22 protein-coding genes are annotated in these 21,946 nt (G+C 41.3%); 9 read left to right on the top strand and 13 right to left on the bottom strand.

Annotated features, from left to right (window positions below):
• Positions 1-94 precede the first annotated feature (94 nt).
• From tal to F902_RS09140, 3 genes are all read left to right on the top strand, one after another.
• Entirely contained in the window at positions 95-1,084 is a 990-nt protein-coding gene (gene tal / locus F902_RS09150) for a transaldolase (protein ID WP_005202839.1), read from the top strand.
• 72 nt (positions 1,085-1,156) lie between these two features.
• The gene (gene leuE, locus F902_RS09145) at positions 1,157-1,807 is read left to right on the top strand and encodes a leucine efflux protein LeuE (protein ID WP_004807998.1); all 651 of its coding nucleotides are present in this window, start codon (positions 1,157-1,159) and stop codon (positions 1,805-1,807) included.
• Between the two features lie 108 nt (positions 1,808-1,915).
• A complete protein-coding gene (locus F902_RS09140; protein WP_005202837.1) occupies positions 1,916-3,094 on the top strand; it encodes a benzoate/H(+) symporter BenE family transporter in 1,179 nt (392 codons plus the stop codon).
• A 44-nt stretch (positions 3,095-3,138) separates the two neighbouring features.
• Here the strand turns inward: F902_RS09140 and F902_RS09135 are convergent, their stop codons facing one another.
• From F902_RS09135 to pepN, 6 genes are all read right to left on the bottom strand, one after another.
• A complete protein-coding gene (locus F902_RS09135; RefSeq protein ID WP_005202836.1) occupies positions 3,139-4,971 on the bottom strand; it encodes a monovalent cation:proton antiporter-2 (CPA2) family protein in 1,833 nt (610 codons plus the stop codon).
• A 115-nt stretch (positions 4,972-5,086) separates the two neighbouring features.
• Entirely contained in the window at positions 5,087-5,806 is a 720-nt protein-coding gene (locus F902_RS09130) for an MgtC/SapB family protein (protein ID WP_004769219.1), read from the bottom strand.
• Between the two features lie 56 nt (positions 5,807-5,862).
• Complete coding sequence (locus F902_RS09125; protein WP_005202833.1) at positions 5,863-6,555, bottom strand: hypothetical protein; 693 nt, start codon at positions 6,553-6,555, stop codon at positions 5,863-5,865.
• 310 nt (positions 6,556-6,865) lie between these two features.
• Positions 6,866-7,303: an RDD family protein gene (locus tag F902_RS09120; RefSeq protein ID WP_004808009.1), complete on the bottom strand. Its 438-nt coding sequence runs from the start codon at positions 7,301-7,303 to the stop codon at positions 6,866-6,868.
• Between the two features lie 67 nt (positions 7,304-7,370).
• Positions 7,371-8,057 (bottom strand): dienelactone hydrolase family protein, encoded by a 687-nt coding sequence (locus F902_RS09115; RefSeq protein WP_005202830.1) that lies wholly within the window; start codon positions 8,055-8,057, stop codon positions 7,371-7,373.
• A gap of 111 nt (positions 8,058-8,168) precedes the next feature.
• Positions 8,169-10,775, bottom strand: coding sequence for an aminopeptidase N (gene pepN / locus F902_RS09110; protein ID WP_005202828.1), 2,607 nt, complete (start codon positions 10,773-10,775; stop codon positions 8,169-8,171).
• 433 nt (positions 10,776-11,208) lie between these two features.
• Between pepN and F902_RS09105 the strand changes: the two genes are divergently transcribed.
• Positions 11,209-11,466, top strand: a complete 258-nt coding sequence (locus F902_RS09105) for a hypothetical protein (protein ID WP_004652954.1) — start codon at positions 11,209-11,211, stop codon at positions 11,464-11,466.
• A gap of 57 nt (positions 11,467-11,523) precedes the next feature.
• On the opposite strand, the gene F902_RS09100 is transcribed toward F902_RS09105, so the two are convergent.
• The 3 genes from F902_RS09100 to F902_RS09090 form a co-directional block, all read right to left on the bottom strand.
• Positions 11,524-11,997, bottom strand: a complete 474-nt coding sequence (locus tag F902_RS09100; protein ID WP_005189664.1) for a DUF2147 domain-containing protein — start codon at positions 11,995-11,997, stop codon at positions 11,524-11,526.
• A gap of 215 nt (positions 11,998-12,212) precedes the next feature.
• Entirely contained in the window at positions 12,213-12,689 is a 477-nt protein-coding gene (locus F902_RS09095; protein WP_005202827.1) for a DUF2147 domain-containing protein, read from the bottom strand.
• A gap of 143 nt (positions 12,690-12,832) precedes the next feature.
• Positions 12,833-13,306 (bottom strand): DUF2147 domain-containing protein, encoded by a 474-nt coding sequence (locus F902_RS09090; protein WP_004808021.1) that lies wholly within the window; start codon positions 13,304-13,306, stop codon positions 12,833-12,835.
• Between the two features lie 230 nt (positions 13,307-13,536).
• On the opposite strand from F902_RS09090, the gene F902_RS09085 reads away from it, so the two are divergent.
• Complete coding sequence (locus F902_RS09085) at positions 13,537-14,697, top strand: hypothetical protein (RefSeq protein ID WP_005202826.1); 1,161 nt, start codon at positions 13,537-13,539, stop codon at positions 14,695-14,697.
• A 24-nt stretch (positions 14,698-14,721) separates the two neighbouring features.
• On the top strand, positions 14,722-15,537 hold the full coding sequence (gene thiM / locus F902_RS09080; protein ID WP_005202824.1) for a hydroxyethylthiazole kinase: 816 nt from the start codon (positions 14,722-14,724) through the stop codon (positions 15,535-15,537).
• 172 nt (positions 15,538-15,709) lie between these two features.
• Here thiM and F902_RS09075 read toward each other — a convergent pair whose 3' ends face one another.
• From F902_RS09075 to F902_RS09060, 4 genes are all read right to left on the bottom strand, one after another.
• Positions 15,710-16,165 carry a hypothetical protein gene (locus F902_RS09075; protein WP_005202822.1) on the bottom strand — a complete coding sequence of 152 codons (456 nt, stop codon included), beginning with the start codon at positions 16,163-16,165 and terminating at the stop codon, positions 15,710-15,712.
• A 389-nt stretch (positions 16,166-16,554) separates the two neighbouring features.
• Positions 16,555-17,721: a cyanate transporter gene (locus F902_RS09070; protein ID WP_005202819.1), complete on the bottom strand. Its 1,167-nt coding sequence runs from the start codon at positions 17,719-17,721 to the stop codon at positions 16,555-16,557.
• Positions 17,722-17,745: 24 nt separating this feature from the next.
• Positions 17,746-18,207, bottom strand: a complete 462-nt coding sequence (locus F902_RS09065) for a nucleoside deaminase (RefSeq protein WP_005202817.1) — start codon at positions 18,205-18,207, stop codon at positions 17,746-17,748.
• 1 nt (position 18,208) lies between these two features.
• Positions 18,209-18,895 (bottom strand): ankyrin repeat domain-containing protein, encoded by a 687-nt coding sequence (locus F902_RS09060; RefSeq protein WP_005202815.1) that lies wholly within the window; start codon positions 18,893-18,895, stop codon positions 18,209-18,211.
• A 172-nt stretch (positions 18,896-19,067) separates the two neighbouring features.
• On the opposite strand from F902_RS09060, the gene F902_RS09055 reads away from it, so the two are divergent.
• The 3 genes from F902_RS09055 (at position 19,068) to F902_RS09045 (ending at position 21,891) form a co-directional block, all read left to right on the top strand.
• Positions 19,068-19,925, top strand: a complete 858-nt coding sequence (locus F902_RS09055; protein ID WP_005202813.1) for a LysR family transcriptional regulator — start codon at positions 19,068-19,070, stop codon at positions 19,923-19,925.
• 183 nt (positions 19,926-20,108) lie between these two features.
• The gene (locus tag F902_RS09050) at positions 20,109-20,972 is read left to right on the top strand and encodes an alpha/beta fold hydrolase (RefSeq protein WP_005202811.1); all 864 of its coding nucleotides are present in this window, start codon (positions 20,109-20,111) and stop codon (positions 20,970-20,972) included.
• A complete protein-coding gene (locus F902_RS09045; RefSeq protein ID WP_005202808.1) occupies positions 20,962-21,891 on the top strand; it encodes a metal-dependent hydrolase in 930 nt (309 codons plus the stop codon). Before F902_RS09050 ends, F902_RS09045 begins: the two co-directional genes overlap by 11 nt.
• The last annotated feature ends 55 nt before the right edge of the window (positions 21,892-21,946 follow it).

The following is a 21,946-nucleotide window of genomic DNA, read 5'->3' as shown; positions in this document are numbered from 1 at the left end:
CAATTCTGCAAACAAATGCAGGGCTTTGCTTTCATGTAGATTGTGTTATAACAGAAGTTACCAATAATATTGTTTAAGTAAGAACGCTATATCAATGACTCAGACCGCATTACACCAATTAAAAAATTTAACCACCGTTGTTGCTGATAGTAGTGATCTAGAAGCGATTGAAAAATTTCGCCCACTCGATGCAACGACCAACCCATCACTCATTACCGCTGCGGCTGAACAACCAGAAAGCCGCGAGCTGATAGAAGATGCTTATACTCAAGCTAAGCAGGAAGGCTATCAACGTGATGAACTGATTGAACGTACCATTGATATTTTGACTGTGAAGTTTGGTGTCGAAATTTTAAAATTGATCGATGGTCGTGTTTCTACCGAAGTTGATGCTTCTCTTTCTTACAACACTGAAGCGACAATTGCCAAAGCACGTGAGTTATCTCAGCTCTATCGAGGATACGGCATTGAACAATCCCGTATCCTAATTAAGATCGCATCCACATGGGAAGGCATCCAAGCTGCAAAAGTGCTTGAAGCTGAAGGTATTCCATGTAATCTCACTTTGTTATTCGGTTTACATCAAGCTCAGGCTTGTGCTGATGCGAAAGTCACGCTGATCTCACCTTTCGTAGGTCGTATTTTAGATTGGTATAAAAAAGCTGAAGGTGTTGAGCAATATCCAATTGCCAAAGACCCAGGCGTGCTGTCTGTGAAGAAAATTTATAATTACTACAAACAGAATGCCATTCCGACTCAAGTAATGGGTGCAAGTTTCCGCAGTACTGCACAAGTGCTTGGTTTAGCAGGTTGTGACTTACTTACGATTGCCCCAAATCTTTTGGCGCAGTTGGAACAAGACCAACAGCTTGTTGAACCTCAACTGAGTGCTGAATTTGCGCAACAAGCAGAAAAAATTGAACGTGCAGCACAAAGCAAAGAGAGTTTTAAAGCTGAACTTGAGCAAGATTTGATGGCTTTCCAATTACTACAAGGGGGTATTGATGGCTTTATCAAGGCCCGTGATCAGCTTAGTTTATTGTTACGTCAGTCTTTTGGTATTGATGCTGAAATCAAACCCTAATTAGTCGATTTTTCACCAATAAAAACCGATTTTTGTTATATTAGCGAAAATCGGTTTTTTAATGAGTTCATTGTGTTCGGTATAACAGATTTAACCACTTATATTATTGGTACAATCTTAATTGTGTTATTACCTGGCCCTAACTCTCTTTATGTCATGTCCGTAGCTTCTCGTTATGGCATTCGTACTGGTTACGCGGCAGCTTGTGGTGTATTTACAGGAGATTCCATTCTAATCCTGTGTACAGTATTAGGTGCAGCATCCTTACTCAAAGCCTTCCCGATCCTGTTTATTATTCTTAAATTAACAGGGGCTTGTTATCTCGCATACTTAGGTTTTAAATTATTACAAGGTGCTTATCAAACTTGGAATAAACCGCCTCATCATGCCGAGCTTGCTGATTTACCTAAACTTGATCAAGTTCATCCTTATCGAACAGCACTCAGTATCAGCTTACTGAATCCCAAAGCAATTCTATTTTTCCTGTCTTTCTTTGTACAGTTTGTAGAACCTGACTATGCCTATCCTGCATTAAGCTTTTTAGTATTGGCATTGATTGTCCAAATTGTAAGTTTTAGCTATTTAACCGCCTTGATTTTCTCTGGAATTAAACTGGCCAGTTTTTTCAAACATAATTATAAATTGGCAGCCGCGGGTATTTGTTTGGTCGGCATCTTATTCTTTGGTTTCGGTTTAAGATTGGCAACTTCGACGCTCACCTAAGCATAAATTTGATTGAATGATCAATTTATTCAATCATTTTAGAACTACGATTTAAGACGCATTAACGATATACTTTTCAACAAATTTTAAACAAGTATAGATGCATAGATGCAACGTCTCCTCCAAGATTTTTCTATTCCAGCAGTTTTTGCTGGCTTTATTACGTTCTTAATCGGGATTAGTGTTTCCGCAATCCTCGTCATCCAAGGTGCACAGTCTTTAGGTGCCAATACCGCACAAATCAGCTCTTGGTTTTGGGCATTGGGACTTGCGATTGGTCTCTCGGGCTTGATTCTATCTTGGAAATATAAATATCCAGTTGCTACCGCATGGTCAACTCCGGGAATTGCACTAATCATTGCATCAACCGGACATTATGATTTGTATGAAGCGATTGGTGCTTTCTTGGTCTGTGGTATTGCCATTGCAATTGTTGGTTTTTCAGGAATCTTCCAAAAACTATTGGCCCATATTCCACAAAGTCTGACCTGTGCCATGCTGGCAGGCATTTTATTAAAATTTGGTATTCAGATTTTTAGCAGCTTAGAAAGTCATCTTGGCTTTATTCTCAGTATGCTTGTGATCTATTTGGTTTCAAAACGCTTATTCCCACGTTATAGCATTGTACTGACGGTGATTTTAGGCGCAGCAATTTGCCCACTATTTATCGACTTTAAACTCCAGTCGATTACATGGTCACTGACCCAACCGGTATGGATGCAGCCCTCTTTTTCTTGGTCTGCGATCTTAGGCCTAGCTTTGCCACTGTTTGTGATTAATATGACTTCACAGAACTTACCAGGGATTGCCATGATTAAAAGCTATGGCTACCACCCGCATGTGAATCAATTGGTCGGTTGGACAGGTGTTGCACATACTGTTTTTGCGCCTTTCGGCTGTTTCTCAATAAACTTAGCGGCAATTAGTGCAGCGGTAAGTTTAGATGATCAAGTCCATCCCGACCCAAGCAAGCGTTATATTGCAGGCATTAGCTGTGGTCTGTTCTATATCTTAATGGGGCTGTTTGCAGCAACGCTCGTCAGCCTACTGATGTCATTCCCGCAAATCTTTATTGTGGCGCTTGCAGGGATTGCCCTATTTGCGACGATTAGCCATAACATTGCAGTTGCTTTTTCAAATGTAGAAGAACGTGAAGCTGCGCTACTCACCTTTTTATGCAGTGCTTCTGGTGTCCAATTCTGGGGCATTGGCTCAGCATTTTGGGGTTTGTTATTGGGTATCTTCGTATTGCTGCTATTTAGATTTAAAGCAAAAAATAAGCCCTAGTTGAACTAAGGCTTATTCAAAGCATGCTTGGAAAGCATTGCAGATTACTTTTCCTCTAAATCCTTTTGCGCTTCCTCATCATTTAAAATACGTGCTGCTTTTTTAGGACGAATTAATGGCGCTGTTGGACGCGGATGTGAATGTGTATATTGTAAGCCTACACCTGCATAGACATCATCCGCAGCGATTTCTGTTTCAAAACGCTCATCATCACGATCACGAATTTCATCCGTAATGCGTTGTACTTCGTCTTCATCAACGCCTAATTCTTGCAAGATCACGCCGCCAAATTTGATCGCAGACTCGAAGGTTTCTCGAATCATATAATCCACTTTATGCTTCACTAAATAGAGTGAATGCTCACGGTCATAAGAACGAACTAGCAACTTGGCCAATGGAAATTCATGCGTGACCAATTCCACGATACGATTAGTTGTTTCTTTACTATCAACACAAACCACAATGGCTTGAGCGGTAGATGCACCCGAAGCATGCAGAATATCTAAACGACAGCCATCGCCATAATAGATTTTAAAACCAAACTTTTCCGCGTTTTGAATCATGTCGATGTCATTGTCAATAATGGTGACATCCACCCCTCTTGCCAATAGTAATTGACTGGTCACTTGACCAAAACGACCAAAACCAATCATTAGCACACTGCCACTCAAGCCTTCAGCAATATTGACATTGTCTAAATTGATCTGATCTTTGGTTTCGGTAAAACGTTTAAACACAATGCCTAAAATCGGAGTCAATACCATTGATAACACCACAATCGCCGTCAAATTCGACTTGACTGAATTATCAATGACCTGGGCACTAACTGCCGCTGCAAACAGGACAAAAGCAAACTCACCACCTTGTGCCATCAGCAATGCACGGTCCAGTGCCTCGGTATGAGAGCTTTTGGTGACTCGTGCCACGATATAAATCATCAGAGCCTTGGCAAACATCATGGCTAAAACACCACTGATGATGAGCTTCCAGTTCTGTGCAACGACGGATAAATCCAGTGACATTCCAACACCGAGGAAGAAAAGTCCCAGTAACAGGCCACGGAAGGGTTCAATATCCGCTTCTATTTGATGTCTAAAGGTCGATTCAGACAACAATACCCCTGCCAAGAAAGCACCCATCGCCATCGATAAACCGCTGACTTGCATCAACAATGCTGCACCTAAAACAACCAGCAGCGCAGCAGCCGTCATCACTTCACGGGCTTTTGCTGCGGCAAGCAATCTAAATAATGGATTCAGCAACCAATATCCTGCAGCAATGAGACCTGCAATCGCAATCAAACCAATTCCGATACTTTCCAAGCGTGTCGAAGTACTTTCCACTACATGATTTGGCGCCATAAAAGCAACAATTGCCAGTAACGGCACAATCAATAAATCTTCGAATAATAAAATTGCGACAATCTTTTGGCCTTGCGGCTGAGCAATATCACCGCGATCTCCCAACAGCTGCATCACAATGGCCGTGGAAGTCAGGACAAAACCAGCAGCACCGATAAAGGCAACTTGCCAAGTAAAACCAAACAGTAAGCCGACGCCAGTCAATGCCAAAGCACAAGCAACAATTTGCAAGGTACCTAGCCCAAAGATTTCACGCCTTAAACTCCATAAATGTGAGGGCTGCATCTCCAGACCAATCACAAATAAGTACATCACAATCCCAAGTTCTGCAATGTGTAAGATCGAAGCCGAATCATGAAAAAATGCAAAACCAAATGGGCCAATAATCAGACCTGCAATTAAATAACCAAGGACGGAACCTAAGCCAATACGTTTAAAAATTGGAACGGCAATTACAGCAGCGGCAAGCAAGACCACTGGCGCAATTAAACTGATTGAATGTGCTTCTGAACTCATACTGTTCTCATTGTTATCAAGCTGGCGTCATTTTATGTGAAACAATAGACATTTTATATATCATTAATGAGACAATGTATCCCAATGCCATGATATAGAAACAATTTCTAATGGCTTAATTAATCGTATTTTTATCCCAAAATGCCTGTCGAATTTGCGGCATGGCATTCAGATGATTAGTAATATGCTGCGCTTCTTCTGCATCAATTGATGTAGCAATTAAAGTGACTTCAATTTCGACCTCTTTGTCACCAAAAGGGGTTACTTCAATATCTTTGGCAGGATAATTATGGTGTTGCAAGGTTAAATTCAATTCATCCATCACCACCTTACTCTGACTACGGTCACAAATAATATAGATGACATGTAAAACCTCGGTATCGTCATCAATTGGACGACGATCAATGGCATGAACAATCGGTCTTAACAGCGTATTGGCTGCCAAGATAAAAGCCGTTGCCAGTATTGCTTCAATAATAAGGTCTGAACCCGCAGAAGCACCCACGGCGGCTGAGCACCAGAGAGTTGCCGCCGTGTTTAAACCATGAATATTGCCTTCTTGGCGCATAATCACACCCGCACCCAAGAAACCAATACCTGAAACCACATAGGCAATCACGCGGACTGCACCTTCTGCACCCGTTAAATTGGTAGCAATATCGACAAAAATTGCAGCACCGACAGCTACCAAAACATTGGTTCTGAGTCCTGCCGTACGTTGTCGATACTGACGTTCAAAGCCAATTAATGCGCCGAGAATAAAAGCAACGGACAGGCTGATCAACGTGTCAGCAATATTTGATAAATCAATATTTTGTAAAAACTTTAATTGCATCTTACACCTATGTTCTTATCAATGATTCAATGATGGATCAACTGAATTTAAACTGATTATGATGACGGCGTATAACTTAAACCGAGTCCAAACCAATGTTGTTTTAAACGATGTAGACGATCGCCGAAGGAAGCTTCTAAAGTAAGTACATTGGGAATCAAACTATATTGCAACGCTGTCTGGAAAAATGGCGCTTGGCGATCTTGATTATATGTTTCAACTGTTACACCGACATGCTCGGTCAGCGTATAGGTTGAAGCAATTCCCCAGCGAACGAGGCGCTCATCGGTCTGTTGATAACCGAGATTGGTATCCAATGCTAAACGTTGATCTAAAAGTTGAAAACTGACAGGAACATTCAAAAACCAGTTTAAATCCCCATGATGAGCAACATCATCACGGGATAGCTGTAAACTACTGGCAACGCCCCAGTCATTCTCCATTGGCTTTAAAATGCTTTTCGCTTGAACCGAAAAGCCATGAATCTGATCTTGATCTTTACTTGAGTGATAGCCCAAAGATACTTCTAAATTTTGATTGAGATTACAGGCAGGTACAACTTGATAAGACCACGTGCCGTCTTTGTTATAGCTATAAGTACTTTCTAGCTGACACTGCTGCGCTGCTGTAATAGAGACATCATCGGTGTTGATGAGTGGACCCGCCTTACTCTTTTGAGTCAGCAATAATCCACATAAAATAAATACGTTAACAATAGCAAGCCATTGAATGGAAGCGTGAAAAAACATAGGCTTCTCCCCATTTTAGGTGAGAAACTAAACAGGATGCAGTCAATACAATAAATTTTGTGGATACAGCAAAATTTTATAGGAGGGTTTAGATAATTTTTAGCAAAGCTATCTCATTGCAAGATAGCCGACCTAAATAGCTCGCTTGCTCAGTATTCGCTTTGGCTTAATCCTTTATTAAACCCGAACCTCGAACAACTTCCCATTTAGGATCTCCGTGAATAAACTCAACGGCATTATAGGACATGCGAATTGATTCACAAGCCCTATCGTATGAATTTTTTATTACATGATAAAATTTCGCTCTAAATTAAAGCTCTCTTACCACTACAGTTTTTGCCATTTTGTCGTGCCAGCCTTGTTTCTTCGCATCAAAAGCCACCCAGATTAAACCAATAAAAAAGACTAATGTTGCTGGGATATAACCAATGTATCGAATGATAGCCTGCCCGACAGTCACATTTTCACCCGTTTTTTCATCCAACACTTTTAATCGAAGCAGACGCTTACCCGGTGTTCCTGCAAATTTAATCCAGCAAAAAATATAAAAGACTGCGGCGAGAATTTGCCAAATCCAATCTGCCGTAGACATAAATTGGAATGATGAAAAACCATCAGAAGCGACTGTGGTATTGCCACCACCAAAAATCATGGTTAATGGAATCATGGCAACCATCACAATGATTGAATCAATAATCGCGGCACCGAAACGTATCCAGAAGCCCGCGTATGCGTATTGCTGAGACATATATTCCCCTCACTTTTTTATTTCTATAAATGAATTTCAGTAAATAATAACCTGTTGTTCCAATGATTTATATTGTGTTTTGTTTTAATTCTTGCTCAAAGAAATCCACAGTCCGCTGCCATACCACTTGTGCTTCTGGCAAACCTCGACTCACGCTACGAAAGCCATGTGGCATATTATAAGTATAAGCTTCAACCCGATCACCCAATTGCTGGATCAATTTATTACGCTTGGTTGCTGGGCAAAATGGATCTACGGTAGACCAATGACCCTGTAGAATGCGAACTTCATCCAGAGACTCTTTGTTTGGAACACCCGCCCCTTGAATCCCCAGAGAATGATGATAAACCACAGGTGCTAACATATCTTCGCGCTTGGCCATCTGAATCACATAACCGCCGGTTAAACACTGCCCTAACATGCCTAAACGACCATTGGATCGAGGATCTGCCTTTAAGGCATCGAGCAAGACATGAATTTCTTGATTGACTTCACTATCCGCAGCATTGATACGGCCAGCCTTACTCACCATGGCACGAATACAATATTTGACTGCACCACCACTAAATAAATTAGGCACATAGACCAAATAACCTCGATCTGCCAAGTCTTGAGCATCATCACGGTAAACATCGAGAATGCCGAATAACTCATGCAGCAATAATATGGCTGGTGCTTTTTCCGAGCTTGATGCAGGTGCATACACTTCAACTTCAATTTGACGTGTCGGTAATGTGATTGTTTTTATTTCCATTGCAGTCATCCGTTACATTCGAATGATTTCCATACTATTTCTGACAATATAAATTGTCAAATAAAAAAGGATGTCTGACGACATCCTTTTTCTATCCATTCAATCAGTAAATTAAATACTGAGTAAACTATTCAATGTTTCTGCTACATTTTTCGATTTTACTTTAGGTTGCAATGCCTTAAGTGCTTGTTGCACCTGACTACGTTGCGGTTCAGCCAAGGTGTACCAGCGTGATAGGACTTGTAATAATCGAGAACCTAAAATTGGGTTTTTCTCATCCAAATAAGCGGCAAGCTCAATGAAATGATCGACACCAAAGCCCCACGTATTGACTGGATTTGCCGCTAGCCCACCACTTACGGCACGGATACGGTTCGGCGTTCCCAAATCATAATCCGCATGTTTGGTCAGATACTCAATTGTTTCCGCTGTCGCACATGGATTCGATGCTTGGATGCTAAACCACTGATCTAAAGACAAGGCTTCATCTTTAAAACGGTTATAGAAATCTGCGAGTGCAGCCTGTGCTTGCGGTGCATCATTCCAGACTAGAACTCGTAATGCCCCTAATCGTTCAGACATATTGCCTGTTTGTTGATATTGCGTATAAGCCAAATCAAACACAGACTCATCGCCTTGACGCGCCAACATATTCAGGGTGATATTTTTCAATGAACGCACGCCCATTGCCAAAGAGAACTCTTTTTGCTGGTCTGGATCTAAGGCCAAATAAGTCTCTTTCCAGAATGAACCTAAATCACGTGCTAAACGGTCTAGCACAGCTTCACGCTTCTCACGAATCAATTCAGGCTCATAGTCTTGATCAATACGACTGCCTAAATAGTTTTCACTTGGTACATCAAATAAACGCGATGCCAATAACGGATCTTTATTCACTAAGTCTGGCAAGGTATTTTTAATTGCCTGAATATAGGTATCTACCTTATGGTCTTCTAAAAGAATACGTTCCAATAAGGTTTGTGTCGCTTGCCATTGGTTAAAGCCATTGGTTTCATGCTGAATCAAAAACGCAAGATCGTCATTGGAATAATCAAAGACTAAATTCACAGGGGCTGAGAAATTACGTAATAACGAAGCCACAGGTTGCTCAGTCACACCTGTAAATTCAATTGTCGCTTCATCTTGATCAAATAAATACACGCCATCTTTGACATCATTCACAAACAGATCAGTGCTGTGCAAGGTATATTGTTCACCTGTATTGGCATTAAATAATGCCAGAGCCACAGGAATTGGCACTGCCTTGAGGTTTGGATATTTTGGATGTGCTTTCAAGCTTTGTTTGAAGCTTAAACGATAAGTCTGTGCAGCAGCATCATATTCACCTTTAGCTTCTAACTTTGGTGTACCAGGTTGGTTATACCAAGTGAGGAAGTTAGATAGGTCAACACCTGAACCTGCACTCAATGCTGCCACCCAATCTTCAACCGTAACCGCTTGCCCATCATGACGCAGGAAATATTCATCTGTGCCTTTACGGTATTTCTCTTTACCCAATAATGTTGCCATCATACGGTTAATTTCAGCACCCTTCTCATATACTGTCGCGGTATAGAAGTTGTTGATTTCGACAAAATGGTCTGGACGAGGCGGATGCGATAATGGACCAGCATCTTCTGGGAATTGATGCGATTTTAATACCGCTACATCATCAATTCGTTGTACGGCTGCTGATTGTAAATCCTCAGAGAAAGACTGATCACGGAAAACCGTTAAGCCTTCTTTTAAACACAATTGGAACCAGTCACGACAGGTAATTCGGTTGCCTGTCCAGTTATGGAAATATTCATGAGCAATGACTGACTGTACTCGCATAATCGCAGCATCAGTGGTGTATTCCTCATCGGCAAGCACACATGAGGTATTAAAGATATTTAAACCTTTATTTTCCATTGCACCCATGTTGAACTGACTGACGGCGACAATCATGTAATTATCGAGATCGTAAGGACGACCATAGTGCTCTTCGTCCCAACGCATCGAATGCTTTAATGCTTCCATGGCGATGTGACATTTCGGAATATCTTTCTCGATTGCATAAATTTCTAAAGCAACATCACGACCTTCAGACGTGGTGTAACGATCTTTCAATACCGCCAAATCACCAATCACACAAGCAAATAAATAGCTTGGTTTCTTGGTCGGATCTTGCCAGATCGCAAAATGACGACCTTCACCAGCCTCACCTGTTTCCAATAAGTTACCGTTGGCGAGCAACACAGGATATTTCTTGTCGGCTTCTACACGCGTAGTAAATTCTGCGAGAACATCTGGACGATCTGGATAGAAGGTAATTTTACGGAAACCTTCGGGCTCATTCTGAGTCACGAATAAATCACCCGCCTTATATAAACCTTCAAGCTGCGTATTTGACTCAGGGTGAATCACCACTTGAATTTGCAAAATGACCTGATCTGGTGCATCTGTGATCAGCAATTGCTCATCGTCTAAATCATATTGCGCTGCACTCAGGATTTGCCCATTCAATTGAATAGACTTTAATTCAAGATCACGCCCCAAAAGCACCAAAGCACCAGTCGTTTGACGTTTCATCACTAAGGTTGAGTCAACAATCGTATGATCATCATAGACTTGAATATCGAGGTTAATGGATTCAACCAAGAAAGATGGTTTTTGATAATCTTTGAGGTAAATGGTTTGATCTGCTTGTACGGGAGGTTGTGCCGCAATATTCATCAGTATTCCTTATCTTTCATCATGTCGTTTAGATGGTCTTGTTGGCAAGACTTCTTGATTAAAGTCATTCGGTTGCACAAATCATGCCTTATTTCGCCTAAATTCTTGTGACAAATCACTTTTGTCACAAGCATCAGTGAAACTCTATCAGATCATACGCCAACTTATAAAACCTGTCTTTACAGCTCGGTATCAGTTTTAATAATTTTATTGGGTTTACTATTCAGGTTTTCAAATTTGATCTGCAAATTGCCCGATCATTTAGACAAAATTACAACATCGTTTTCCAATCTTAAATAAAAAATACAGAACCAATTGCGTTCTATCGCGCAACTTACATTTTTTTCCTGAGTTTTACATTTTGTGCACGGTTATTGCTTAACCCTATATGCCAATCTAGGTAAATACAATAAAACAAGTGAGGGTTATGACGATGGAATTAAAAGCACACCTATATCGTTTAGAAAATATCAAAGCAATCCATGATCTGGCTAAAGCTGGCGTCGATCATCATGTAATTTCCGTTTTTTTAACAGCAGAAGGAATTGAACTGACAACCTTAGAAGTGACTAATATCGTGAATACCTATGATGCACTTGGCAAAGAAAAACTGCCGAGTAAAAAAGTCCAAGCACTTATTGCAGCCAAAAAAATCGGTCAGGAGGACGAAAACTTACCATGCCCTGTTTAATCACTTACTTTAACCAAAAAAAACCTCGAAGCGAATTCGAGGTTTTTTTATTTTCGATTAAGGTGTTGCATTATCAGTACGTAACCAAACGACAGTGCGACCCAGTGCTGAAACGCCCATATAGCCCCGCATACGTAAACGTTTGCCTTCTCCAGTCACGACACCTTTACCTTTATAGACACGGCCAGAAGTTGGTTCCAGAACGCGACCATCAATATATGAATCCGGTTTATTCGGATCTTCTTTAAAGCCTGATAAGATTTCTAGTCCAAGAATTGGCTTATTGGTGTTCGGTGCTGCACATTTGGTGCAATTCGTCAGCGCAATACCATGAGAGTTTGGATAGCGATAAACAATCTTTCCATGATAACGGCCGTCATTTCCTTTACGGATTTCTACGATTGAGAGTTGTTCACCAGTACGTTCTTCAATACTTTTCCAGTAGCCTTCGATAGAAGCTGCGAAAGTCGTTGCGCTTGCACAAGCAAGAGTGAGCCCCATGATTCCGTTCATGAGCATACGATTTAGCATATTAACCCCGTCTTTAAAAAGTAACCTATTCATCTTTATAGGTTTAATGCACGGAAATTATCACACTTTTACCCAAGTTACACTGTACGCTAGCGTTCATTTGTATAAGAAGTAGCTGATCTAGCTGCTTCTTTTTGGTGCGCCTTATATATTCTTTAGCTCAAATAAAAAAGCCCAAACGAGTCGTTTAGGCTTTCTAAAAAAACAACTATTATTTAAGGATTGGCACTATCGGTACGAATCCAGACTTGGGTACGCCCCAGGGCAGAAATTCCCATATAACCACGCATACGCATACGTTTTCCATCCGAACTGAGTTGTGCTTTTCCTTTATAGATATTACCGGTCTTCGGCTCAAGTACTCGACCATCAATATATTGATTTGGATTCTTCGGATCTTCCTTCAATCCCCATGCAATTTGTAGTCCTTGAATCGGCTTATTTTTAAAAGGTTCTGGACATTTCACACAATTGGTGAGTACCGTCCCGCCACCTAAAACGGGATAACGATATACGATAGTCCCAGTGTAAGTATTATCTGGTTTTTTCTTAATTTCTACGATTGACAGTTGCTCGCCTGTACGATCATCGATACTTTTCCAAAATCCTTCAGGAGTTGAAGCAAAGCTCGTTGTGGTGAATACAACCAAAGAGATGCCCATGATTCCTTTCATGAGTGAGTTTTTTTGCATAATTCGCTCCGTAATGCAAAATTGATCCGTCTATCACTTCATTTTTATGCGAATGTATAGAAACAGTCAACACAACCAAAGCATATTTAATTGCTTAAAATCAAACAAAATTTTAAGCAATTCACATAATTAAAAATAAATGATTAGGGATTGGCACTGTCCTTGCGAATCCATACCACAGTACGGCCCAAAGCAGAAATTCCGACATAACCACGCATATGCAAACGCTTTCCATCAGCTGTTAAACGTGCTTTACCTTTGTACACCTTGCCAGTTTTACTTTCGACAATCCGCCCATTGATAAAGTTATCTGGTTTTTTCGGGTCCTCAATCAGCCCTGTTAACACTTCTAAGCCTAAACGCGGCTTCCCTGTATATGGCGGCGGGCAATTCACACAATGTGTGACCACGACGCCTTGTGCATTGGGATAAATATAAACAATTTTGCCACGATAGGTATTGTCAGGAGCTTTTCTTATTTCAATGATGGTCAGTTGTTCTCCGGTTCGATCATCAATACTTCGCCAATACCCTTCGATTGAGTCTGCGTATGTGAAAATACTGCCCAAACACATCATTACGCCAATAACAGTTTGTATCCAAATCCGATTATTCATGTTTTCCCCTTTGCTTTTACTTTGTTCAATTCATATTGAGTTATGATTCTAATTGGCGCAGAAATTTACCATAATTTAAAAAAAGCAAAGTTGTAGGATTATCTTTTTATATAAAATTCAGTCAATTAAGTCTCATTTTAGTCTTAATTTTTATCTGTATATAATCTTTGCATCACTCCTTGGATTCAGCATGTATAATTCTCTATTTAAAGGTTATAGGCTTAATATCAATGGATTTACAGATTCTACAAAAACAGTTAGATGAAAGTAGCCATTGCCCACTGTGCCACGCCTCTATGTTTTGGGTCGAAGCCGAACAATTCAGCCAAGAATTTCAGTTTCATGAATGCAGCCATTGCCAGCACCGTGTTTTTAGAAGTGATAGCAAGCTGAATTGTCACTGTGCTCAGTGTACGGCGCAACGGAAAAAACATACCCAACAAACAATTTTACAAGAACAACGCAAATATAAAATCAAAGACGAAGTGATTTATAGTCTGAATCAACTTAGTTTTTTACATAAATTATTCTTATTGAGCCTTTTAGATAGCTATGCACGTGAGGATGTACAGCATGATGAACTGATTCATTGGCAGAATATTAAATATCGCGAATTTACTCCCAATTACTTATTTCAGAATCATTTAGTTCAAGAATTAATTAAATTAGGCGTGTTTAAGCCAAAAGATACGAGCTTAGAAACTGAGCATTTCTATCTCAACATCCGACTAGATGGTTATTCCGACCCTAGCTTGTTTAGTGTAACTCAGCAATTACGCCACTGGTTCTATGAAAACTTGAGTCAAGGTATTCCATTTAAAAGCACCGATGAAGTCAAAGATGCGTTGTATCTCGTGCTCTATCAAGAAATTGTGCAGTTTATGCAGTTCTATTGTCGGACTTGGGGCATTCAAATTGCAGGTAATCGACCATTTCAAGCCTTTTGCTACCGCTTAATGGAAGGTCTAGCCGTGGGGCAGATTTTTTACCTAATCCAAACCGCTTTAGAATATTTACATAAACAAAATGCGTTGCAACCCAGAAATGATAAATTTATCAACACCAGTTTGCTCAAAAAGACTTTGGAACAATATCGTGAACGTGCTTTGACCGAGCGTTGGGAAACCACGACCTTACCAAGACCGTACATGATTCCATTTAGTAAAATGAGTGAAGTACTGCTGTTTAAATTTTTGGGTTATGACGAGAGTATATTTATTCAGCCTGTCTGGAAGTCTTGGCGAAAAATAGAACCTCGCTTAAGTTTTTACTCGGTTAAACGTTGTATGTATTGCGGCTCAAATGACTTGATCGTGGATTATGATGCGACAGATTATGTGTCATTGATTTGTCGCCGATGTAAACATCAAGACCATTATTTCACTCGTTAATAAAGACTTTATTCTGGATATCACATGTTACAAAAACAACAACTCATTGATCAAGTTATCGATGCTTGGCGTGCATTGCAGCAACAAACACCTTTAGTGCAATGTATGACCAATAGCGTTGCCAATAATTATGTGGCGAATATCTTGCTTGCAGCAGGTGCCTCACCGGCCATGATTGATAATCCATTTGAAGCCGAAGATTTCACCAAAATCAGTGCTGCCTTAAGTATCAATGTCGGAACACCAACCACAGAACAAACCCAAGCGATGTTGATTTCAGCTCAAACTGCGCAACAACATCAAGTGCCGTGGGTACTTGATCCAGTTGGCTATGGGGCAGTATTAAAGTGGCGCAGTCAAACTGTCGATCAACTGTTAAGGTTCCAGCCGAGTATCATTCGTGGCAATGCCTCTGAGATCAGTACCTTAGCAGGCAGCCAGATTCAGTCTAAAGGCGTCGATAGTACTTTAAATAGTCATGAGGTTTATGCACAGGCAAAAAGCCTATTGCAACATACTGAATGTATTGCAATTTCAGGTGAATCAGACTTTATCATCTCGAAACAACTCGATGCTGTGATTCAAGTGAATGGTGGCTGTTATTTACAACCTAAAATTACCGCAACAGGTTGTGCTCTGGGTGCCTTAACTGCAGCCTATCATGCGGTCAGTAGTCCAAGCATTGCTGCTCTCGCCTCACATATTCATTTTGCCATTGCAGGTAAATTGGCCTATGACCATGCACAAACGGTAGGCAGTTTTAATGTGGCATTTTTAGATTATGTGCATATGCTAGATGACAATTTAATTCAGCAATATGTTGATATTGAATTGCTTTAAGTCGTGTATCAATCAATAAAAGACTTTCCTGCTTGAGTGTAACACCTTGCTTAGCAATGCTAAAAACGCAGCCTTCAGTTGCGTTTTATCGATTCAATTTTTAACTGAACCCATTAACTGACGCCCTAACAATGGACTGAATTGAGTTTGTTCACTTAGCAGCGTTTCCGATCTATTCAAAGCTGTTGCGATCAATCTGATATTGTTTAAAGTACAGCGAACGTTCGGCTTCACTCAAACTTTCATCATATTGAATAATGAAGTAAATATCTTTCTTGGTTAAAGGTACAGATTTTAATAGGTCTGCCAATTCAGTCACTCTAATCGCTGCGACTTCACTGGGCTGCTTGAGAATATCCGCATCTTGTTCAATAAACTTAAAATCAACGCCTTGTAAATTGAAATACACCATCACTCTTCTATTCAATGTATCACTGTCATCATATAACACGGTACCTGCAGGCAAGATGGTATAGTCTGAATAATTATCAAAACTTGATGCGATGCTTAAAGGTCTTTCCAAAACATGAATTTTGGGCGTTTCAAGGTATTTCCATAAATACAAAATGACGAGGAATTGAATCAGAGCTAAAAGAATTAACAAAGTAATCGCTATATTTTTTTTCATAAATCATCTTCATGCTCAGGTCAAAACATCAACATCTCGCTTTGAAAAATAAAGTATTCAATTATGACTTACATTGATCAAGATTTTGCATGATCATCAGTTCAACAATATCGGCCTGTCCTTTGGGCTCTTTTTTCTTTTTGAAATGATAGTCCTTCCAAACACTCTCCTAATTGTGATCAATAAAATTCACCATACATGCCTTATACGGTAGCTTTGCTTGAGCCCCCCATATAAAAAAGCATTACAATCCAAATAAGACTTCGATTTCTCATGATTATAAATTAGTGATGCCTCTTTTCAGTATACTTTAAGCTACGGACTCCATGCATAACAGACCTTAAAAGTAATTTTACTCAATTTCTATGAACTTCTTTTTGATCAGTCAATCAAGTCATCACTTTCTCATAATGTGCTGGATTAAGTCGAATCATCAATCCTGCAACAATCACCACCATACATAAATGCCAGATCCATCCTGCAGCATAAGTCCCTGTCATGTCATGCAATACTGCAACCCACCAAGGTGCAATGGCAGCCAATAAGAATCCGCCACCTTGCATCAAGGCTGAAAGCTGTCCTGCATGGGCAGGATCAGGCAAATGGTCGAGTACCACGATCATCAACAAAGCAAAGCATCCGCCTAAACCCGCTCCTACGGTAATTGCCCAGAGATAAGGCCAAACATCTGCAAAAAAAGCCAAGCCTGAAAAGCCAATCAGTTGCAAGATTAAAGTTAATCCCACCCAAATTCGACGATCTCGCTGTTTTCGGGATAAATACGGTAACAGCAATGCTGCCCCTGCTTGACTCAGGGTTAGTACAGCCATCAGATTGCCACTGGCTGTTGCGGCCCAACCTTGTGCTTGAAAAGCAGGCGCAAGCCAAGCCACAATCGAGCTATAGCCGCCATTGATTAAACCAAAACAGCAGATCAGCAACCATGTTCTTGGCTGATTGAGCAACCGCATCACCGAAGGCATTTTTTTATGCTGCTGTGCGGTCTGAGTCAACACACACCTTGCAAAGATCAACGCCAGCAATGCAGGCAATACAAAAACAGCCAGCCCGATTTTCCAGTCACCACTGCTATTTGTCACCACGGGTGCAAGCAATGCCCCAAGCGCTCCACCACCCATTAACGTGGCTGAATAAAGTCCCATCATCGGACTCAGATGATCATGGAACTCTCTTTTAATCAGACTCGGGAACGCTGCTTGAATCATGGCAACGCCAAAGCCAATCACGGCAGCGGTAAAGATTAAAGCCCAACCATGTACAGTAAAAAAGCGTAAACCACAGCCCACGCAGATCATCAGCAATGCGCCAACAATCGTACGACGCTCACCAAACAGGTTTTGCAGAACTGGGCCAACAAAGGCGATTAGTCCCATCAATAACATCGGTACCAGGGTTAATAGCGCAATGCCTTGTAGGCTCAAACCGGTAGTGGCACGAATCTGATTGGCAACCGGCCCAACACTGGTCATAAATGGTCGAAGGTTTAATCCAACCAAGGCAACCGTTGTCACCAAAAATATTCGGTTATTTTGCATATTCGTCTTTTCCCATCACACCGCTTAGGTCGTGGATTTCCAGTAAACATATAAATCTGGTTTTTCTTCTATTCGGACTGGAATATAGCGAATATTCATCGACTGCTCTGCAAAGGGTTTAGCAAGATCAGCATAAATCGCTGCTGTTGATAACCCAAACGGTTCACCATCTTCATTCGAATGTGCATAGCTCACCGCCTGAATCCCAGCTAAACGCATTGCAGCCATACACATCGGACAAGGATGCCCACTGGCAAATACGGCACAGCCTTCAAGATTGGCTGTACCCAAACGTTGGCTTGCAGCACGTATTGCCAGTAACTCGGCATGTGCTGTCGGGTCATTGCTTTTTAAAATCTCATTCACACCTGTGGCAATAACGGCTCCATCTTTCACAACTACCGCAGCAAAAGGACGGCCTCCTTGCTGGCAATTTTGATAGGCCAATTCAATGGCCTGGCGTAGAAAATCTGTTGCTTGTTCCATCTTAATGTTCCATAAATTTTGGTTTCGCACCTGCGGCTAATAATGCTTTCTCAATATGTGTATAGCCACGAGCATGTGCATGTTCAAGCGGCGTTATGCCATCACCATCAGCAATATTGACATTGGCTCCCGATGCAATCAGTAAATCGACAATCTGTTGATACGGTTGTGTGCCATTACCTAAAATGATCGCTTCCAATAAAGCCGTCCACCCTAGGTTATTGATGTGATCAACATCGATACCCGCTGCAATCAGCGTACGTACAGTATCCACATGCCCCCGTTCGGCTGCTGGAATCAACGCTGTACCACCATAGCGGTTGGTACTTTTTAGATCAGCGCCATGCTTCAAAGTCATATTCAATATTTTTAAATAGCCACGCGCGCCAGCATAAAGATAAGGACTATCTTGAATTCGATCTTTGGCATTGACATCCGCCCCAGCATCTATCAGGAATTGCGCTGCATGAACATTGTTTGCACGAGTTGCGATCATTAAAGCGGTTGAGCCTGAAGCATCACGTGCATCAATCTGAATATTTTTAGCGAGTAATTGTTGAATATGAGCCACATCATTGCGCGCAGCAGCAGTATGTAAGGCATCTTCTTGCATAGGATCTCCCGAAGTTGCATGACTACATGCCGTCACCGCTAGTGTAAATACTGCTGACATTAATGATTTGTGCATATACAAGCTCCAAGGATTCACCTAGACAAGTGGATTAAATGAACACAATTGCGCCTAGGATAATCAGATTTATTGATATTTAAAAATTAAATTAATTAATCAAATGTATTAAGATTATGAATAGTTAAATCATTCAAATCGCTTACCCCTGTGTGTGCAAAGGTTGCTGTCTATGTTTGATCCACGCTTACTCCGAGCCTTCGTTACTATTTTCGAAGCTGGTAGCTTTACCTTAGCTGCTGAACGCTTGCATATGACTCAATCCACGGTCAGTCAACAATTGGCTAGATTGGAAGAGTCCGTGGGCAAACAATTGATTGATCGAAATGCACGGCCCTTACAACTCACAAGCTCAGGTGAATATTTAATTAGTTATGCACGGCGGATTCTAGCCTTACAACAAGAGGCTGAAAATATTCTAGGTGATCCAGCAGGTACCATTCCGATTCGAATCGGCTTGCCAGAAGATATAATGAATACTGATATGGCTTTGGCGTTGAGTGCATTTAGTAAGGAAAATCGTACCGTCAGACTGGATGTGACAGCAGGATTAAGCCGTGATCTCATGGAACGTTACCGCAATGGGCAACTTGAGATTGTGATCGTCAAAGAAACAGCGGCCAGTTCAGATCATCATGCCAGCTTCCCCGAGGAAATGGCCTGGTTTGAAAGTATCGATCATGGTGGAGAATGGTCTGATCCCCTGCCATTGGTGACTTTCCCACAAGGTGGACTCTATCGAGATGAGATGTTTGAAGCGATTGAACGTAACCGCCAACATGGCTATATCGCCTTTACCAGCAACAGTTTGGCCAGTGTATTGGTCGGGGTTGAAACAGGTCTCGGTTTATCACTTTTGCCAGTCGCCACCACCACAGGTCATCGGGTACGGGAATATCTACCCTTGGGTAAGGCGCAAGCCATGACCGTTTCCATCTATGCTTGGGATAAAGAAGGACTGGTCGCCAATCTATTGCAGCAGATGACCACGGTGCTGCAACATCGTTTTGAACAAAGTAAAGCCGAATGATTGAACGGCAATACTCCCTTTAACCCTCGAATTAAGCGTCTTTAAGTGCCAAGTCATATGCTGCATGTGCCAAAAATATATGGCATGGCACAAGAAGTTAAATTCCATGCTCTACTGTCAAGACTGTACCTACAGCGCTGATTACTATCGATTGAAATCAACATCTTTGATAAGTAGCTCAGCATGGCAAAACAGACAGAGAAACGATATCGCCAATATTGTCGTAATAACCTGATTTTTAATGTGATTGATTCGGGTCCAATCGATGGAAAGCCGGTTATTCTTTTGCATGGTTTTCCTGAAACCGCACACAGTTGGCAATCCACCAGTGCGATTCTCAATCAGCAGAACTTTCGAACTTTTGCCATTGAACAACGTGGCTACAGCTTAGCAGCATCTCCCCAAGGTCGATTTCAGTATGCAATTACAGAGTTAGTTGCAGATGTAAAAAGCTTGATTGATCTGCTTGGACAGCCCGTGTATGTGATTGGTCATGATTGGGGCTCCATTGTGGCCTCTGAATTGGCCCAGCAATACCCCAATCTAGTCAAGCATCTCACGTTGGTCTCGGTTCCTCATACAGGTGCATTTTTAAAATCCATGTTCAGCAGTACGCAAATTTTCACCTCGTACTATATTGGTTTTTTCCAGCTGCCCTTTATTCCTGAACTGCTTTTTAAAAGAGCTAAATCCCTCAGCCATATATTGCTAAAAAACTCAGGCATGAATGCTGAACAAATCAAGGACTTCCAACAACATTTCATTCAAGAAAACCGTATCGGCACCGCCATTAACTGGTATCGCAGTATGCCATTGGCTCCAATTCGCTCGACCTTTAAAAAAGTAAAAGTACCCACCCTGTTTATCTGGGGAAATCAGGATATTGCGATTGGCAAGAAAAGTGCCCAGCTCAACAAACAGTTTTTTACTGGCGTATATCAAGAGATTTATCTGGATGCCACGCATTGGATTCCGGTCCAAAATGCCGAGCAACTGAGCCAGTATTTTATCAATGCCGTAAATGGAGGAGAAGCAAATGCATCCTAAACAACGACTGGAAAATCATTATCTTGAGCAACGCCGTGTGCGATTTGATTTTAGCCAAACGCCTGAACACTGGATTTATGACAACCCCTTTGCAACCCATTTAATCAATGCCGTGCATTTGATTTTACCTGTGGGTGAACTCTGGATGTGTCGCTCTTTTAATGAAGCACTGCCTTATGTCACGGACGAAAAGCTGCGCGCCGATGTAAAAGGATTTGTCCACCAAGAAGCCCATCATGCCTCTGCCCACAAAGTCGCACAAGACTATTTAAGACATTATGGCTATGAGATTGATGACTTTATTGCTAGCTTAGATACCATATCAAAGCAACTGAATACAGCCCCTTTAGGCTTGGCATTACCACAAAATCTGGCTTATCGTTGGTTAACCATCCGCGTGGGTATCGCCGCAGCGGTTGAACATTTTACCACCATGTTAGGCACCTGGTGCCTCGATGACCAACCATGGCAAAATAAAACTGCTGATGAAATGATGTCTGATTTAATGACATGGCATTTGGCAGAAGAAGTTGAGCATCGAAGTGTGGCTTTTGATCTGTATATGCATTTATGCGGCGAGGAAAATAAAACCTTTGCCTACTTACAACGCCAAATGATTATGTTGGCGGTTGCGCCAGGATTTACCTTTGCCATCTATCAATGCTTTAAGAAACTGGCCCAACAAGATGCTCAAGCCAAACGCTATCAGAACTATGGCCTGCTTCGTTCTTTAGCTCAGACCGCAATCGAAAATGCCCGCAGCAAACAGGTGCCGAGCTTTTTCTCGATGATCTTTAGCTTAAGACATTGGCTGAAACCAGGCTATCATCCATTTTATGAAGGCGATACCTTTAAAGCATTGCAGGTCATCGATAACTCCCCCGCGGTTAAAGCCTTAACCCAACTTCGGGTTTGCTAAGCTACTCAATACTCCTTTCCTCTTTTAGGCACATGATGTGCCTTTTTTTGTGTTT

It is taken from the genome of Acinetobacter higginsii (assembly GCF_000369525.1).
GTDB lineage: Bacteria > Pseudomonadota > Gammaproteobacteria > Pseudomonadales > Moraxellaceae > Acinetobacter > Acinetobacter higginsii.
Note: the sequence above shows the minus strand (reverse complement) of the source record. Positions and strands in the feature narration are given on the sequence as shown.

Coding starts and splice junctions, on each gene's coding strand:
- tal (WP_005202839.1), top strand. CDS start 95: ATGACTCAGACCGCATTACACCAATTAAAAAATTTAACCACCGTTGTT.
- F902_RS09140 (WP_005202837.1), top strand. CDS start 1,916: ATGCAACGTCTCCTCCAAGATTTTTCTATTCCAGCAGTTTTTGCTGGC.
- F902_RS09135 (WP_005202836.1), bottom strand. CDS start 4,971: ATGAGTTCAGAAGCACATTCAATCAGTTTAATTGCGCCAGTGGTCTTG.
- F902_RS09130 (WP_004769219.1), bottom strand. CDS start 5,806: ATGCAATTAAAGTTTTTACAAAATATTGATTTATCAAATATTGCTGAC.
- F902_RS09125 (WP_005202833.1), bottom strand. CDS start 6,555: ATGTTTTTTCACGCTTCCATTCAATGGCTTGCTATTGTTAACGTATTT.
- F902_RS09120 (WP_004808009.1), bottom strand. CDS start 7,303: ATGTCTCAGCAATACGCATACGCGGGCTTCTGGATACGTTTCGGTGCC.
- F902_RS09115 (WP_005202830.1), bottom strand. CDS start 8,057: ATGGAAATAAAAACAATCACATTACCGACACGTCAAATTGAAGTTGAA.
- pepN (WP_005202828.1), bottom strand. CDS start 10,775: ATGAATATTGCGGCACAACCTCCCGTACAAGCAGATCAAACCATTTAC.
- F902_RS09105 (WP_004652954.1), top strand. CDS start 11,209: ATGGAATTAAAAGCACACCTATATCGTTTAGAAAATATCAAAGCAATC.
- F902_RS09100 (WP_005189664.1), bottom strand. CDS start 11,997: ATGCTAAATCGTATGCTCATGAACGGAATCATGGGGCTCACTCTTGCT.
- F902_RS09095 (WP_005202827.1), bottom strand. CDS start 12,689: ATGCAAAAAAACTCACTCATGAAAGGAATCATGGGCATCTCTTTGGTT.
- F902_RS09090 (WP_004808021.1), bottom strand. CDS start 13,306: ATGAATAATCGGATTTGGATACAAACTGTTATTGGCGTAATGATGTGT.
- F902_RS09085 (WP_005202826.1), top strand. CDS start 13,537: ATGGATTTACAGATTCTACAAAAACAGTTAGATGAAAGTAGCCATTGC.
- thiM (WP_005202824.1), top strand. CDS start 14,722: ATGTTACAAAAACAACAACTCATTGATCAAGTTATCGATGCTTGGCGT.
- F902_RS09075 (WP_005202822.1), bottom strand. CDS start 16,165: ATGAAAAAAAATATAGCGATTACTTTGTTAATTCTTTTAGCTCTGATT.
- F902_RS09070 (WP_005202819.1), bottom strand. CDS start 17,721: ATGCAAAATAACCGAATATTTTTGGTGACAACGGTTGCCTTGGTTGGA.
- F902_RS09065 (WP_005202817.1), bottom strand. CDS start 18,207: ATGGAACAAGCAACAGATTTTCTACGCCAGGCCATTGAATTGGCCTAT.
- F902_RS09060 (WP_005202815.1), bottom strand. CDS start 18,895: ATGCACAAATCATTAATGTCAGCAGTATTTACACTAGCGGTGACGGCA.
- F902_RS09055 (WP_005202813.1), top strand. CDS start 19,068: ATGTTTGATCCACGCTTACTCCGAGCCTTCGTTACTATTTTCGAAGCT.
- F902_RS09050 (WP_005202811.1), top strand. CDS start 20,109: ATGGCAAAACAGACAGAGAAACGATATCGCCAATATTGTCGTAATAAC.
- F902_RS09045 (WP_005202808.1), top strand. CDS start 20,962: ATGCATCCTAAACAACGACTGGAAAATCATTATCTTGAGCAACGCCGT.